The following is a 16356-nucleotide window of genomic DNA, read 5'->3' as shown; positions in this document are numbered from 1 at the left end:
AGGAAAAATATATGAACATTTCAAGTATAGTAGTTAAAACGGTACCAAAGTTTTTAGATGAAGTTGTGCAAAGCTTAAAAGATTGTGAAGTATGTGATTACCATATGCATGATGAACAAGGCCGTATAATAATTACATTAGAAGGTTCTGGTGTTGAAGAAGAACTAAAAAAATTACGAGTAATAGAAGCTATCCCTCATGTTATTACCGCTGATATGCAAATGGCATATAGTGAAGATGAGTTAAATGCACATATGGAAGTTTTAGAAAATGCAGATGTAGTTCCTAAGATGCTAAATGATGAAGACTTAGACCCAAAAGATATAGTATATAATGGTGATTTAAAGAAAAAAGATTTAGAAGGCTTTGCTAGACGATTTGATGAAACAGGTAAAAAATAGGTATGAGTCTAGTATTTGAATCAAAAATAAAAGTAGATAAAAATAATGAATGGTTTATAGAACTAACAGATACTTCGGATGGTCGGGTAGAAATTTGTAAAAATATGGATGAATATAAAGAAAAATTTGAAAAACTTGGAGAAGACTATGGTGGAAATGTTGATGAAGTAAAATGGAGTCAAGATGAAAATGTTCCTCCTCATTATATAGATGAAATAAGACAGGAGATGGTAAAACTTCAAGCAGAAGTCGAAGAAAAAATAGGCAGACCACTAATAGAAGAAGATAAATAGTGGAAGCAAAAGCAATAGTTACTGACACATACCTAGACCCAATAGAGATATCTACTCATTTAAAAAATGTAGATTATATTATCATGGCGGCAGATGCACCATCCCACTTTAAAAATACCCCTATTCACTTTACTATATTTTTAAATACCTCTGAGAAATTTCCAAAAGATGTTCAAGAAGCTATTTTAGATAAATTTTTAGATGAACAAGGTATAAGTAAACCAGTTGAACTTATGAGTCAATTAATGCCTGTTGGCTTTGGTAAAAGTTCTCAAGACACTCCGATGCCACTACTTTTAGTAAGGCCACAAGATCAACAAAGCATACCTTATGAAGTTATGTTTGTTATGGATTTTTTAGCAGATTCTGATAACTTTTTTGAAGCTAAAAATGAAAACCTTACTGGTTGGTCTTATACTTATAACACATAGTCTCAATATCATTAATACTTTTAGCAATCTTAGAAGATAGATTTTTATAACTGTTTTTAGTTACTAAAATATCATCTTCTATTCTTATGCCTATGCCCCGAAATTTTTTTGGAACTGTTTTATCATCTTTTGAGATATAAATACCTGGTTCTATGGTCAAAACCATACCTTTTTGAAGTTTTAATTCTTTGTTATTTTTATCTTTATAAGGGGCATCATCATGAACATCTAAACCCATCCAATGCCCTATTCCATGTGGATAATACTTTTTATGTTTATTATTCTTTATGAGTTTTTTGTAGTTACCTTTTAAAATGCCTTTTTCTATCATGCCTTTTGTTAGTAAAATTTCTGTATTTTTTTGAAGTGTAGTTCTTTTAACATTTGGTTTTATCATTTTAATAATTTTTTTCTCAACATCTAAAACTATACTGTATAACTCTTTTTGTGCTTGAGAAAATCTTCCATTTACGGGTATGGTTCGTGTAATATCACTTGCATAATATTCGTACTCACATCCAGCATCTATGAGTATTAAATCTCCATCAACTAACACTTGCTTATTTTCTATATAATGTAGGGTATTTGCATTATCTCCAGATGCGACGATAGAAGTATAAGCATCGCTATACGAGCCATTTTTCTTAAATACATACTCTATTTCTGCTTGAAGCTCATACTCATTTTTATCTATTTTATCAAATCTTATGGCTCTATGATGAGCTATTTTAGTAATATTTATAGCTTTTTTTATTAGTTTGATTTCTGCTTTTGATTTTATCAATCTCATTTTAGAAATATTATGAGAAGCATTTTCATCTATTTTAAACTTTGTTTTCAATTCTTTTTTTAAGCTTTTAAACTTTTTACTAATTAAAACTTTATCGAATGAGAATCTTTTTTTAGCTTCTTGTCTCCCTAGCCTTTTTCCATGCCATAGTTCATCTTTGGCTTCCTTTTTTTTAACAAAAAGAAAAGATTTAGTTTTTTGATTTTCTTTAATAAATATCAAATAAGAATTATCTTCTTTAAAGCCTGTAAGATAATAAAAGTTACTATCTTGTCGGTATGGATACTCAGTATCATTTGAGCGAGTTTTAGTTTTTGCACTTGAAAAAATAGCCATTGAGTTATTTTTTAATTTTTTTAAAAATCTATCTCTTCGTTGTTTATATTCGCTTTTTTTTATCACTCACAAACCTTATTTAAGTAGTTTATACTTTGAATTAAAACATCCCCAAGAGCAATATCTAGTGCTGTTACTCCACCTGAAGCATCTAAAGAATCAACATTGTTTAATGCTTTAAAGTTCGATGTTGCTATTACCTTACTTGTTTTTGAATCTATAAGAGCCATACTAATAAGAACTTTCACATGTGACTTAGTAGAATTTTCTGTAAAATACTGCATAAAGTCATCTATAGTAATTTCTAAAATCAAATCACTCTTACTTCTTGATTTGGAATTTTGAGTATTTTTAAATAATTTTGATTCTCGTAAAACCTTTAACATTTGAGAAGTCACTTCTTGATTGACAGAATTATTCCATTGTGCTTGAGAGTATGAATATATTTTATGCTTATCTTGAACATAGCTCATTTTAAGGGACATCAAGGAACTAGAACTAAAAGCTTGTGAAATTTTTAATGACTTTGTTTTGCATCCATGAGAAGAACTAATTTGTTTCAATGTTGTAACAGATAATTTATATTCTGCAACAGGAGGTTTAGTTGTTGAACACCCTATTGAAATAATTAAAGTAACTACTAGTAAAATTATTTTTATCATCAATTTTCTCCTGGACCTTTTTTAATTTCTTCTTGTTTAAACAATATATCTCCTGGACTTCTCTCATATTGATTCAGTGCATTTTCTATACTTACCATTAAATGTTGCATCTCTATTAGAGCATTATTCATTGTTGGAATCACATCACCTGCAATTGCCTTGATATTAAACTCTCCACTTCCAACAGCTCTCTTTATCTCATCCATTGAAGCTCTTATACCCACATAACTCTTCATTATAGAAGCAAAAGAGCCTGATATTTTATCCTCCCATGCAATACTTTTATTTATAAAATTATCTATTCTTGGCATCATCTCATCAAATTTTCTAGTAATATTATTAAAGTTTTGCATAGATGCCTGCATATTTTTTATGGCTTTATCATCTACAAGTTTTTCCATCTGAATCATAAAAGAAGCAGTCGATTTTAAAAGTATCTCTATCTGTTTTTGATTATTTTCATTTAACAGCTCAGAAGTTCTTGTAAGAGTTTTTGATAGTTTTATACTTACTGTACCAAGTGATTTTTCAAAACGCTCAAAAAATGATGCTTCTGTTTTAATTATTGGGTATTGTTCACCTTCTCTTATCTTTAAAGCAGGACTCCCATTCGCACCCATACTAAGGTTTATGTAACTAAGTCCTGTAATACCCTGCGATGTAAGTTTTGCAACTGTCGTTTCTTTAATGGGTGTTGTTTTAAGTATCGTTATTAAAACTTCTACTTGTTCTGAGTTTTTAGGATTTATTCTAAGTCTACTAACTTTACCAACATTTATACCTCTGTATTTAACTGCTGCATCTACATTTAAACCTAAAACAGACTCACTGAAGTGTATATTATATTTTGTAGTTTCATGTTCTGGCGATGGTTTTAAAAGCCAATAAGTAAAGGCTAACATCAAAGCTACTCCAGAGAGAACCATAAAACCTACAAGCGTATAATTTACTCTATTATTCATATTAAATTTACTCCTTTAAAAAATGTTTGTATAAATTCACTTTTAGTATTTTTAATATTATTTAAATTTCCCTCATAAACAATCTTTTTTTCATCAATGATTGCAACGCGGTCAAGTGTATCATAAATAGATTGTAAATCATGTGAAACCATTACTATTGTTAATCCTAACAACTCTCTAAGCTTAAGAATCAAACTATCAAACTCTCTTGCTGATATGGGGTCTAATCCACTTGTTGGTTCATCTAAAAACAGAAGTTTGGGATCCATTGCTAAAGCTCTTGCAAGTGCAGCTTTTTTTTTCATTCCACCACTAATTTGAGATGGAAAAAGCATGGCATCTGCTGATTTTAAGCCAACTAAGTTTATTTTAAACTCTACTATTTCATTTATCATTTTTTGTGAAAGATCAGTATATTCAATCAAAGGAAGGGCTATGTTATCTTTTAAAGTTAAAGAAGAAAAAAGTGCCCCTGCTTGAAATAAAACACCCCACTTTCGTCTTAATTCTTGTGCCTCATTATGTCTAATAGAATTTAAGTCATGCCCAAGAATATTTATAGAGCCTCCATGGAAATCTTGCAACATTACCATCTCTCTAAGTAATGTTGTTTTCCCACATCCTGAAGGTCCAAGAAGTCCATAAATTTCACCTTCATTTATTTCTAAATTTACACCATCATGTACTATTCGTTCACCAAAAACAGTTTTTATATCTTTTACTTTTATATGAGTTGCCATTATATTCCCATATTTGTAAACATTATTGAAAAAATTGCGTCACAAACTATAACTGCAAATATAGACTCAACAACACTTTTTGTTGTGTTAAAACCGATACTTTGAGTGTCATCTTTGACCATAAGCCCTCTATAAACACCTATAGATGCTATAAGAAAAGCGAAAAATGGACCTTTAAATATTCCAATAAAAAAATGCTTTGCAGAAACAACCTCGTTAAATCTCTCCATAAAAAGTTGTGGTGTTATATCTAAATCAATAAATGCCACAAGTACTCCACCAAATACACCCATGATATCTGCAACAAAAATCAAGATAGGCATTGTTATCATTAAAGCTATTATCCGTGGCATAACTAAAAATATATAAGGGTCAAACCCCATAGTTCGCATAGCATCCAACTCTTCTGTAATTTTCATCGCTCCTATTTGTGCTGTAAAAGCAGAGCCACTTCTTCCCGCTATTACAATAGCAGTCATTAAAGGCGCTAGTTCACGAAGAATAGAGATGCCAAGCATATCCACTATAAATATATTTGCTCCATATATCTTTAATTGAAATGCTGATTGATATGCCACAACTAAACCTATCAAAAAACTAGTAAGAGAGATAATTCCCAATGCTTTTATCGCACTTTCATTCATCTCAAAGGCTATTTCTTTGTATCTAATATTTTTTACAGATTTGAGATAGTAAATTTTAGTTGCAAATAATTTACCAAGAAAAGTCATAAAAGCTAAAAAGCCAACATAATTCTGATATATTGATATACCTACTGACTCTATAAAATAAATTTTTTTAGTTTGAGAAAGTTTTTGTGAAGTTTTTTGTAAAGTTTTTACTAATTCTAAAGTATCACTAATATCTCTATTTGCCGTTAATACATTACTTGAAATATGCTTGTAATTAAAATCTTTTATAAGTGAGTTTATAAATATACTTGCTGCTGTGTCAAAATATGTTACATTTTTTAAGTCAAATTCAACACTTTTAACATTTAAAAGGTCTAGTTTTTTTATTTGTTCTTTATAAGCATTTACTACATAAAGAGTAAACTCCCCTGAAAATTGCAAGGAGAGCTTATCTTCAAAAAGAGAAGTCTTAATCAAAAATCTCTTTCTAATAGTTTTTTTACTTTAAGTATCGTTATGATTTTATCTTCTTGTTTACCAACACCATCAATCATAGTATCCTTACCATTGAGAGTATCGGGAGCAGGACTAATATCAGTCTTTTTGATTCTTATTGCCATTGTCAGTCTATCAATAACAAATCCAGCAACATCATTTTCATCTTTCATGACTATAAATCTCGTTTCATCATTATGTTTTTGCTCTCTTAAACCAAACTTTAAACGAAGATCAATCAAAGGAATTACCGCGCCACGAAGATTAAAAACACCCATAACATACTTTGGAACTTGAGGAACTCTTGTCCATGAAAAAGGTTTTATTATCTCTTGAATTGAGAGAATAGGAATCGCATATTCTTCTTCACCAATAACAAATCCAACTAATTGAACTATATCATTTGAGTGATCAATAGTCACATTTTGTTGTTCACTCTGCTTACTAATAATTTCTTTTAATTTATCACTCATGATAAGAACTCCGATTTAAAGTTAACATTTCTTTGAACTACACTAGATAGGTAATCAGCAGAGTAAGGTTTTGTAATATACTCAACCATTCCAGACTCAACTCCTCTCATTCTATCAGATTTTCCTGTTCGAGAAGTAACGGCAATTAAAGGTAAGTTTTTATATTTATTGTACTTTTTAATCTCTGTTGCTAAAGTATAACCATCCATTCTTGGCATCTCTATGTCAACAAGCATTGCGTCAAAATTATGATCACCTTGTTTTAATATATTTAATGCTTCTTGCCCATCTCCAGCTTCAACGATTGTCATACCCGTTGCTTCTAGTGACTTTCTCATAATCATTCTATCAGTTTTGGAATCATCAACTATCATGATTGTATAGTCACTCGCTTGTGTTTTTTCTGTGCTAACAGGATCTCCACCTGCTGAAGATTCAACCATAGCTGTTGCTTTTACATTTTTTGCCATATCCATAAGTGCTACAACATCAACGATTAGCGTTACCCCACCATCTCCACGAATAGTTGCTCCAGCAACACCTTCAATGCCTTTTAGATACTCTCCAAGAGATTTAATAACTATCTCTTCTTGACCAACAAGAGAATCAACAATGAGTCCAAGTTTTTGAGCACCAAGACCTAAGACAACTACATAAGCATGCTCACTTGGGTCTAAAATTCTCTCTACTTCAAAAATATCACCTATATGAACTAAAGATAAAACTTCTTCTCTAAGTCGCATAACTGAGCGACCCTCAACTGTATAAATCTCTTCTTTTGAAATTCTCACAGTTTCTAAAACTGAAGACAATGGAATGGCATAATACTCTTCTTGAACGGCAACTAAAAGTGCTTGGATAATTGCAAGAGTTAGAGGAATTTTTAGTTTTATAGAACTCCCCTGCCCTTTTTCACTTTCAATATCAATAATACCATTTACTTTTTCTATATTTGTTTTTACAACATCCATACCAACACCACGACCTGAAACATTTGTTACAGATGCAGCAGTAGAAAAACCAGCTTTCATTATTAGACCAAATGCCTCTTTATCAGACATGCTATCAGATTCTTTCTCGCTAATAACACCATTTTCTAAAGCTTTATTTTTAAGTATCTCAACATCAAGACCCTTACCATTATCATCTATCTGTATAACGATTTGGTTACCTTCATTATAAGCTTTTAAAGAGATAATACCTATCTCAGGTTTACCAGCTGCAGTACGAACCGCTGGTATCTCTATACCATGGTCACAAGAGTTTCTTATAATATGAACTAATGGATCACCAATCTCTTCAACTATTGATTTATCAAGTTCTGTCTCTTCACCTTCTATTTCAAGTTCAATTTTCTTATTTAACTCACGACTTAAATCACGAATCATTCTCGGAAACTTATTAAATACTTTTCCAATTGGTAACATTCTTGTTTTCATAACTGCAATCTGAAGATCTGTTGTTACAAGCGAAACTATTGATACTACTTGATTTAACTCTTCTAAAAATTCTTCACCTTCATAACGCTCTTCAACATCATCATTTATTTTAATAAGTCTATTTTTAGCAAGAACAAGCTCCCCAATAAGATTCATAAGATGATCGAGCCTTTTAACATCAACACGAATAGTTTGCTCTACCACTGCCGGTGCTTTTTTTGCCGGTGCTGCTGCTTTTGCAGACTCTTCTTTTTTTACTGCAGGAACAGCAGGTGCTGGAGCAGGAGTTGGTTCTGGTGTTGGCTTTTCTTTAGAGTCTGGTTCAGGTGGAGCTTCTGGAACACTTTCGCCTGCTGCTATTTTTGATGCTCTTTTAGCTTTGTCTTCTTCTTGTCTTTCGTTCAGAAGTCTTTGTATCTCAGCTTCAACATCATCATCAGACATATTATCATAGTCCAGTTCATCTTCCTCTGGCTCTTGTTCAACTTCTTTTACTACTTCTTCAACTGGAGTATCTACTTCTCCGCTTCCTCCAGAAACTTTATCAAGCCTAGCAACACAAGCAGAAACATCAACTCCAGCATCTGCACTCGTATCTCGAATAATATTCAAAAGTTCTTTCATTAAGTCTATAGACTCTAAAACAACATCCATAATATCTGGTGTTATTATTAAGTCACCATGTCTTGCTTTGTTTAAAACATCTTCCATATGATGTGTAAGATGAGTTAAAACATCAAAATTTAAAAATGATGAAGCTCCCTTTACAGTGTGTGCAACACGAAAGATTCCATTTAAAAGTTCTAAATCTTCTGGTGTGTTTTCTAACTCAACTAAATCTTCATCCAATTTTTCAACAAGTTCAAATGACTCAATTAAAAAATCTTGTAGTATCTCTTGAAATTCATCCATATTCAGACTCCTTACTTCATATATGCACGAACAACTCGTGCAACTTCATCATAAAATGAGCTTGCTTCAAACTTAACCAAGTATGCTTCAGCTCCGGCTTCTTTACCTCTACTCTCACTAAAATGATCACTTATAGATGAGTTAAAAACAATTGGAATATTGTCAAATCTTTCATCTTCTTTTACATTTGTAGCAAAATGAAAACCATCCATTCTTGGCATTTCAACATCAGAAATTATAATTTTTAACTGATTTGAAAGACCATCACCATACATTTTATATAATTCATTAAGTTTTTCTAGACCTTCTTCTCCATCTCCAGCTTCAATAACATTAAAGCCCATTTTTCCTAAAGCATCTTTAACTATTTTTCTAGCTGTTATACTATCATCTAGTACAAGTGCTAAACCAGAAAAACCATCCATATTCTCTGGAACATTTTCAATATCTGGCTCGTAAAGTCCTAACTCTTGAACTATACTTTCCAAGTCTAATATAAGAAGTACATTATCACCTTCTATTTTAGTAACACCTGTAATTTTACTTCCATCTAGTGAAGCATTAACAAAAGTTGCTGGTTCTATATCTCCCCAATTTATTCGTCTGATCCTTTTTGCTTCATGAACAACAAAACCAATAAGAACATTGTTAAATTCAGTAATAATAACTCTAACTTTTTTCTTTTTTATTTCAGGCTCTTCAATGCCCATCCATTTAGCTAAATTTACAACAGGGATAACAACATCTCTTAAATCAAAAATACCTTCTATATACTCTGGGGTACTTGGTAATTCAGTTAGTTTTGGTAGTCTAATAATCTCACGAACTTTTGAAACATTTATGCCATATATACCTTCATAAATTTCACCATCTTCTTCTTTCATAATACGAAAATCAACAAGCTCCATTTCATTAGAGCCAACTTTGAGAGAATCATTCATTTGCATATCTCAGGTCTCCTATTTTTTATATGAAATTTCTTCTAATAATTTAATACCTTTGGAAGATTTTACAATAAAATATCTTTGATTGCAAGCAAAAGCAGCTAAGTTTATATAAATAAAATCTTTAAACTCTAATGTTTTATTTTGATGAAAATGCCCTTCAATAAAATAATCACAAGAATATTTGGATAAAAGTCTTTTTTGTATAAATTCTCTAAAACCAACAAACTCTTTACAGTCCTCTTTCTCTCCTAAATAATCATCTAATTTATTGATTATTTTATGTCCAGATATTAAGTCTATAATATTTAAAAAAGAAGTAACAAAAGAGTTTCTGACAACTGCTGTATATACTCTATACAACAAAGGACTTTGGATATCTCCATGTGCAAGTAATATTTTTCTACCTTTGTAAGAGATGCTAATAGGTTGAACATCTATACTAAATACTTTAGCATCTGGAAAAATTTCACTTAGATTAAAGTCATGATTTCCCTCGATATATATAACTTCTATATTTTGTGAAATATGATTTATAATATCTATGACTTGAGAATTTATTTTATGAGTATAGGGAACATTGTCAAAAAGAGTATCAAATATATCACCCATAAAAATAATTTGGGGTGAAGATAATTTTTTTGCTTGTATATCTTGTAAAAAATTTAAAAGTTCTGGTCTGCGGTGGGAATAGTGTGCATCTGAAATAACAAATGCACCCTCTTTTAACTCTAGATTATGGGACATACGCTATATTTGGAATCCCATCTTTTTGGCATAAACCCATCATGATATTAGCATTTACAACTGCTTGAGAAGAAGCCCCTCTCATCAGGTTGTCTATTGCACTAGATATAAAAAGCATATTGCCTTTTTGTTTTACATAAAGGTCACAAAAATTAGTTCCAGCGACATTTTTCATGTCAACAGGACTTTTGCTTACTCTCACAAAAGGCTCTTTTTCATAGTAGTCTTTTAAAGTTTTGTAAGCATCAAAATCTTGACTTACTTGAATATAAATAGAAGAAAGCATTCCACGAGTTAGAGGCACAAGATGCGGAACAAAGTTCACTTCATCAAACTCCACACCAAGTTTAACAGCGATTTCTGGTGCGTGTCTATGCATAAACGGATTGTATGCAAAAAGATTATCATTTACATTAACAAAATGAGTAACTTCACTTAGTTTTTTTCCTGCACCACTTACTCCTGTTTTAGCATCTATGATTATTGGAGTATTATGAACTCTTTTGTCCATAAATGGAAGTAAAGCTAAAAGTGCTGATGTTGGGAAGCACCCTGGATTTGCCACAAGTTTAGCAGACTCTAACTCATCTCTAAACATCTCTGGAAGTCCATAAACAACATGTTCTAAATTCGAAGCATCTGTATGAGGTGTGTAAAACTCTTCATAAATATCTTGAGGAAGTCTGTAATCAGCTGACAAATCAACAACCTTAATACCTTTTACAATTAACTCTTTTACATAAACCATAGCTGTTTTATGTGGAAGTGCTAAAAATACTAACTCGCAACACAAAGCACATTCATCAACATTTGCTTTTTGTACCTCCATCTCACATACACCATTTAATGATGGATGCAACTTATTTATAGTTGTTTCACCAGAAGAGTTTGCCACATAATTTAACTTAAATATTGGATGATTTATAAGCATCTTAACAAGTTCTAAACCTGTGTAACCAGTAGCCCCGATTACGCCTACATTAATTGCATTCAAAAACTATTTCCTCATATTTTACTTCATCTATTTCAAACTCTTTTTCACCACCAGGGAGTCTAACTTTTACCTCATCGCCCTCTTCTTTACCTAAGAGTTGTTTTGCTAGAGGTGAACCAAAAGAGATAAGTCCATTATCAGGATTCGACTCACAGCCACCAACTATGGTATAAGTAAGTTCTTCATCTGTGTTCATATCTGTCATAACAACCGTAGAACCAAAGCTGATTTTCGCATGTTCAAGTTCACTAGGATCAACAATTTTTGCACAACCAATGATTCCAGCAAGATCTGCTAATCGTCCATCAAACATTCTCTGATCTGCTTTTGCTGCATGGTATTCAGCATTTTCTTTTAAATCTCCATGTTCTAGTGCTTCTTCAATATCTTTTACAGTTTGTGGTCTTTTTACTTCTTTTAAATCTTTAACTTCGGCTTGTAATTTTTCATAACCAAAAAGTGTCATCGGTTCAATTTTTTCCATAATTTATTCTCTTTATAATATTTAATTTTTATTATTATAGCAAAATTTAGTACATTCTTGGCTTTGTAACTACTTTGAGTGTGGCATACTCTTTAGTATCTATAAACTCTATAAGCTCATCAAAGTTCTTATACTTCTCTTCTTCTATCAACTCTTCATCTGCGTGAGCAAAGCTGTCCAAATGTATTTTTTTATTGCTTAGTAACAAAATATAAAGATTATAAGTCTCTATCCCTCTTTGCATAAGTCCAGCTTGTGGAATAGTCTCAAAATCTTTATCAGGGATATTTTCTAACTTCTCTTTTTTAAGTGCTACATTTCTTACAAGCGTCGATACAGTTCCATCTTCGTAAACTGTAAATATAGATGCATAAGCTTTCTTTGCGGACTTAACTTTGAAAAAGAACTTGTCTTCATTGTATAGAATATTTTCACGCTTATTTGTATTTATACTCATTTGCTTGTTATCAACCGTACTAAAGAACTTTGCGAAGTCTTTTTTATCTAGAATTTGAAGTATGTTTTTGTACTTTACAAACCATTTTGCATCTTTTCTTACCAATGAAAAAGTTATATCCTTTTTCAAATATTTTTTTAGTTTAGATGCCATAATAGTATTTTTTAAATAGCTATTTTGCTTCTCATTTTTCAGTTTAATATCGCTCTTTTTTATTTTATTGACAAACTTATCTAAAGATGGAATATTTTCATACTCCAAAGCTACAAAATATTTTCCATCAGAAAACTCTGACTTTAAAAGTTCATAATCATATAAAGTGGCTTTTGAATTTTGAGAAAACGAAGTGTTTACACTTGCAGACATCTGAGATATGATGTTATTTAAAGCTTTTTGTTTTGCATTCGCTTTGCTATATTCACTTCCATAACCTACATAACTATTTGCTTTTGTTTTTTGAACATTGTAATACCACATTGGATTTGCAGATGCAGACGCTATTAAAAGTAAAAAAAATATTATTATTTTCATCATTTTCCTTTAAATACTAAGTCTAAGGTTACCCTCTATTGTTGATTCTTTGTTATAGAATCTCAATACTCTTCTATGGAAGTATCATAAGTTTAGCTTTTTGTATTTTTATAAAGTTTTTTTTATAATCTTACCACCTTGGACAATAGATTTCCTTTAAAATATCTACCTTTTAATCATCTTTTTTCTTTTATCCAAATAAATCAAAATAGCAGGAAGTAATAATACATCTAAAATCATAGCAAATGATAAAGCTATACTACTCATAAGACCAAAGTTATAATACATAGAAAAATCACTAAACAAAAATGTACCAAATCCCAAAACTAAGATAATAGTTGTGATAACTATAGCATTTCCCCCTAATAAAAGTGACTCTTCTATAGAGTCAGTAACATTTTTACCTTTTTCTTGTGCTGATTTATATTTGCTGAGAAAATGTACTGTATCATCTATGGCTATTCCTATGATAATTACAAATACTATTGCCATACCTAAATCTACATTTACACCTAACCATCCTGTAATACCGATGGCTATAAACAGTGGTGCAACATTTGGAATAGTAGAAACTATCATAAAAAATTTACTTTTAAATGTGAACCAAAATATCAAGGTTACAAGGACAAGAGCTAATGAGATTGATTTTATAAGCGTATCTGTTAGTTCTGTTCTCATGTGTCCACTTATCATAGGAAGACCCTCTATTGTTGCTGTATAGTTACTATGTGTTGTCCACCAGTTTTGTGTCCATTTATACATCTCTAATTTTTCTAATTCACTTGCTATATTTATCATAGCAGTTACTCTTAAATATCTACTATTTACATCCATCATATCATTTATTCCCATGCCTTGTGGGAGTGAAAGAGCATATAAAAGCATATATTGGGATATAAGTTCTTTAGAATCTGGTATCTTATAAAATTCCTCTTTATCGCCATTCATAAGTTTGTGATATTTTTTGACCACTTGTGTTAATGAACCCATATGTCTAACCCTTGGAAATTCTGCTTTAAATTCTTCATTAAAATTTTCTACATCTTGCATAAGGTCTGGTTTATTTACACCTGAGGGTTCTTTAGAATCTATAATTATCTCTATAGATAAAGTTCCCCCTATATTTTTTTCCACAAAATCAGCACTTTTTCGTATCTGTGTTTCTTTTGAGAATTGTTTCATAAAATCTGTATCTATTACCACATCTTTGAAGCCTATGAAAATTATACCAATAATTAGTAAAAATATGATAATAATAGTTTTATCATTTCTACTTATAAATTGTGTATATTTTTTTATAAAATTCTCCAAATTATCTGTCTTTTTCTTTTGTACTTTAATATTTGGATTGATGATACTTAAAAGTGCAGGCAACAATGTCACACTTAATATAAATGCCATCAAAGCGCCACTAGCAAGTGTTAAACCAAAGGCTTGTAAAGGTACAATTTTACTAATACCCAAAGATAAAAAACCAACAAAAGTAGTCAAAGATGTGATGAAAGCAGGAAAAAAGTTTTTTTCTATAGAGAATAATATACTATCTTGATTGTTCATGCCCTCTTGCCTTTTATGTTTCCATACCCAAAATATATGTATAGAATCAGCTATACCAATAGCAATGATAAAAATTGGAAACATAGTAGTTATTGTATTTAGTTTATATCCCAGTCCAAAAGTAAGTCCAGCTATAAATAAAACAGTAAGAATAACAACACCTAAAGGTAATAATACACTTAAAATACTTCTAAATATTACAGCTAACAGTACAATAATAACAAGCAATATCATAGGTAAAAAAGTTTTGACATTACTAGTAATTGCTTTTACAAAAGCATTTGTACCAGCAGGTACTCCTATATTGTGATACTCTACACCATCTAATTTGTATTTATCTATAAGTATATTTGCTTTGTTATAAAGTGCTATATATGATTTTGGTTCTATACCTTGTGAGTATACCATCCTTGCTATTATTACAGCTGATTTACCATCAGCAGAGATAAGTAGATTTTTTGTTTGTGTATCAGTTCTTGCTATTTTTTCTTTTATTTTTAAATCGGCATCTGAGATATTATCAATATCATCTAAAAAATCCTCCACAATTATTTCATCTGGGTCTTCACTACTTACATGTGCATATTGAAAGTTGGTAATAGAATCTACTCTTGCTATATATTTTGTTTGCCAAAGTTCATCGGTAATACTTTGGATGCTTTTGAGTGTTTTTTTATTGAAAATACCATCTTCACTACGCATTGCCAATAAAAGTCTATCATCAGAACCAAAAGTACTTTTAAAATGTTTAAAATTTTTCATAACTTTTGAATCTTTATCAAACCAAATATCAAAATCAGTTTCCATCCCTGCATTCTTAATATTTGCCACAAATAAAGCAATTATCATAAGTGGTACAAGTATCGATATTGCCCATCTATACTGTATAACTTTTAATGTAAATTTTTCTTTTGTCATATTTTTTCCTTAAAAATAATATTTGATTTCACAGCCAACGCGAAGGTGTTCATTTAAAAAACTGTTCGTTTGCATATATTGCACATCTATACTTATATTTAAACTATCTGTTAATCTACCGCTATATTTTAAATAGCTACTTTTTTCATTTGTTTTCATATCCTTACTAAGCCCTAGTAAAAGCTCACTTGAATCTTTGTCGTTTAGAGAGTACCTTAAAGCCAAAAATATATCGTTTTCAAAGCTAGTGAAACTACTATCACTTTTATAATACTCAGATATTAGACCTAAATTATGATTGTCTATAAATCGAACTATTGTATACTCTGCTCCCATTCCAAACTCATAAAAATCTTTTATCTCAAAATCTCCATCATCTTGTACTTTAGTATAAGAAGCTTCCACTTTAAAAAGCATAGAATCCACAACAAAAGTATCATAAGTAAAAATTTTCATACTTTGAAATAACATAGCTTGATAAGTGTTATTTTCCCTTTTATATAAAATATTGCCATCATATCCATAAAAAAATCCATAACTTATATCAGCTATGATGTCTTCATCATAACTCTTTGAATAAGTACTCAAAATTGATGGACTTTCACTTCCATTTGCAAACAATAAATCTTTGTCATAGTTAGTGTTTTTAAAAGGATAATAGGGGGAGTTCTTACTTGAAAACTGTACATCTTTTTCAAACCCTTTTATATAAATATTTAAAATAGAATCATCTTCAAAATAATAGTTTATACCACCCATATATGCCCCATCTTTATAGGTTGATAAAGAATCTTTTTTATAGTTTTGTCTATTAAAAATATCTACAATATTATTTGCTTCTAAACTACCTAAAAAGATAACTTTTTTACCAAAGTACAAATCAAAAGCATCAAAACTTTGTGAAAGATATAGTTCTGTGATATTAAAATAATCTCTCTCCTCTTCTTCAAAATCTTTCAAAACATCTACTTTTGAATATATTTTAGAATCATCAAAAGAGTATTTAAACTCATTTTGAAAAGTTATCGCACTGTTAAAGCCTTTTTTTGTATCATCTGATTTTAAATATGACTTATACTCATACCCTAGATAACTTTTATACTCTACATCTGCAAAAGAAAAGCTAGAAAATATAATAGAAATAAACAATAATCCTTT

Annotated in this window: 17 protein-coding genes; 3 read left to right on the top strand and 14 right to left on the bottom strand. The window is 30.5% G+C overall.

What is annotated here, in order from left to right; translation table 11 throughout:
• Window positions 1-11: 11 nt before the first annotated feature.
• Genes MOV42_RS04310 through MOV42_RS04300 form a run of 3 tightly spaced genes read left to right on the top strand, consistent with a single transcriptional unit; the run spans window position 12 to window position 1125 of the window.
• Complete coding sequence (locus tag MOV42_RS04310) at window positions 12-401, top strand: chaperone NapD (RefSeq protein ID WP_324172560.1); 390 nt, start codon at window positions 12-14, stop codon at window positions 399-401.
• A 2-nt stretch (window positions 402-403) separates the two neighbouring features.
• Window positions 404-694, top strand: a complete 291-nt coding sequence (locus tag MOV42_RS04305) for a hypothetical protein (RefSeq protein ID WP_324172559.1) — start codon at window positions 404-406, stop codon at window positions 692-694.
• Entirely contained in the window at window positions 694-1125 is a 432-nt protein-coding gene (locus MOV42_RS04300; protein WP_324172558.1) for a hypothetical protein, read from the top strand. The genes MOV42_RS04305 and MOV42_RS04300 overlap by 1 nt, the downstream gene beginning before the upstream one ends.
• On the opposite strand, the gene MOV42_RS04295 is transcribed toward MOV42_RS04300, so the two are convergent.
• The 14 genes from MOV42_RS04295 to MOV42_RS04230 all read right to left on the bottom strand — a co-directional run bounded on the left by MOV42_RS04295 (window position 1094) and on the right by MOV42_RS04230 (window position 16347).
• Complete coding sequence (locus MOV42_RS04295) at window positions 1094-2317, bottom strand: aminopeptidase P N-terminal domain-containing protein (RefSeq protein WP_324172557.1); 1224 nt, start codon at window positions 2315-2317, stop codon at window positions 1094-1096. The genes MOV42_RS04300 and MOV42_RS04295 overlap by 32 nt on opposite strands.
• The gene (locus tag MOV42_RS04290; RefSeq protein ID WP_324172556.1) at window positions 2314-2913 is read right to left on the bottom strand and encodes a hypothetical protein; all 600 of its coding nucleotides are present in this window, start codon (window positions 2911-2913) and stop codon (window positions 2314-2316) included. The genes MOV42_RS04295 and MOV42_RS04290 overlap by 4 nt, the downstream gene beginning before the upstream one ends.
• A complete protein-coding gene (locus MOV42_RS04285) occupies window positions 2913-3875 on the bottom strand; it encodes an MlaD family protein (protein ID WP_324172555.1) in 963 nt (320 codons plus the stop codon). The genes MOV42_RS04290 and MOV42_RS04285 overlap by 1 nt, the downstream gene beginning before the upstream one ends.
• Window positions 3872-4615, bottom strand: coding sequence for an ABC transporter ATP-binding protein (locus MOV42_RS04280; protein ID WP_324172554.1), 744 nt, complete (start codon window positions 4613-4615; stop codon window positions 3872-3874). Before MOV42_RS04280 ends, MOV42_RS04285 begins: the two co-directional genes overlap by 4 nt.
• On the bottom strand, window positions 4615-5724 hold the full coding sequence (locus tag MOV42_RS04275; RefSeq protein ID WP_324172553.1) for an MlaE family lipid ABC transporter permease subunit: 1110 nt from the start codon (window positions 5722-5724) through the stop codon (window positions 4615-4617). The genes MOV42_RS04280 and MOV42_RS04275 overlap by 1 nt, the downstream gene beginning before the upstream one ends.
• A complete protein-coding gene (locus tag MOV42_RS04270; protein ID WP_324172552.1) occupies window positions 5721-6215 on the bottom strand; it encodes a chemotaxis protein CheW in 495 nt (164 codons plus the stop codon). The genes MOV42_RS04275 and MOV42_RS04270 overlap by 4 nt, the downstream gene beginning before the upstream one ends.
• Entirely contained in the window at window positions 6212-8566 is a 2355-nt protein-coding gene (locus tag MOV42_RS04265) for a hybrid sensor histidine kinase/response regulator (protein ID WP_324172551.1), read from the bottom strand. The genes MOV42_RS04270 and MOV42_RS04265 overlap by 4 nt, the downstream gene beginning before the upstream one ends.
• A gap of 11 nt (window positions 8567-8577) precedes the next feature.
• Window positions 8578-9513, bottom strand: coding sequence for a chemotaxis protein CheV (locus tag MOV42_RS04260; RefSeq protein WP_324172550.1), 936 nt, complete (start codon window positions 9511-9513; stop codon window positions 8578-8580).
• 12 nt (window positions 9514-9525) lie between these two features.
• Window positions 9526-10257 (bottom strand): UDP-2,3-diacylglucosamine diphosphatase, encoded by a 732-nt coding sequence (locus tag MOV42_RS04255; protein WP_324172549.1) that lies wholly within the window; start codon window positions 10255-10257, stop codon window positions 9526-9528.
• Window positions 10247-11251: an N-acetyl-gamma-glutamyl-phosphate reductase gene (argC, locus tag MOV42_RS04250; RefSeq protein ID WP_324172548.1), complete on the bottom strand. Its 1005-nt coding sequence runs from the start codon at window positions 11249-11251 to the stop codon at window positions 10247-10249. Before argC ends, MOV42_RS04255 begins: the two co-directional genes overlap by 11 nt.
• On the bottom strand, window positions 11238-11735 hold the full coding sequence (gene greA / locus MOV42_RS04245) for a transcription elongation factor GreA (RefSeq protein WP_324172547.1): 498 nt from the start codon (window positions 11733-11735) through the stop codon (window positions 11238-11240). Before greA ends, argC begins: the two co-directional genes overlap by 14 nt.
• A gap of 46 nt (window positions 11736-11781) precedes the next feature.
• Window positions 11782-12723 carry a hypothetical protein gene (locus MOV42_RS04240; protein ID WP_324172546.1) on the bottom strand — a complete coding sequence of 314 codons (942 nt, stop codon included), beginning with the start codon at window positions 12721-12723 and terminating at the stop codon, window positions 11782-11784.
• A gap of 165 nt (window positions 12724-12888) precedes the next feature.
• Window positions 12889-15198: an efflux RND transporter permease subunit gene (locus tag MOV42_RS04235; protein ID WP_324172545.1), complete on the bottom strand. Its 2310-nt coding sequence runs from the start codon at window positions 15196-15198 to the stop codon at window positions 12889-12891.
• A gap of 9 nt (window positions 15199-15207) precedes the next feature.
• Window positions 15208-16347, bottom strand: coding sequence for a hypothetical protein (locus MOV42_RS04230; protein WP_324172544.1), 1140 nt, complete (start codon window positions 16345-16347; stop codon window positions 15208-15210).
• Window positions 16348-16356 lie beyond the last annotated feature (9 nt).

It is taken from the genome of Sulfurimonas sp., from assembly GCF_029027405.1.
In the GTDB taxonomy this organism is placed as follows: domain Bacteria; phylum Campylobacterota; class Campylobacteria; order Campylobacterales; family Sulfurimonadaceae; genus Sulfurimonas.
This window is presented reverse-complemented; position numbering and strand designations above follow the sequence as displayed.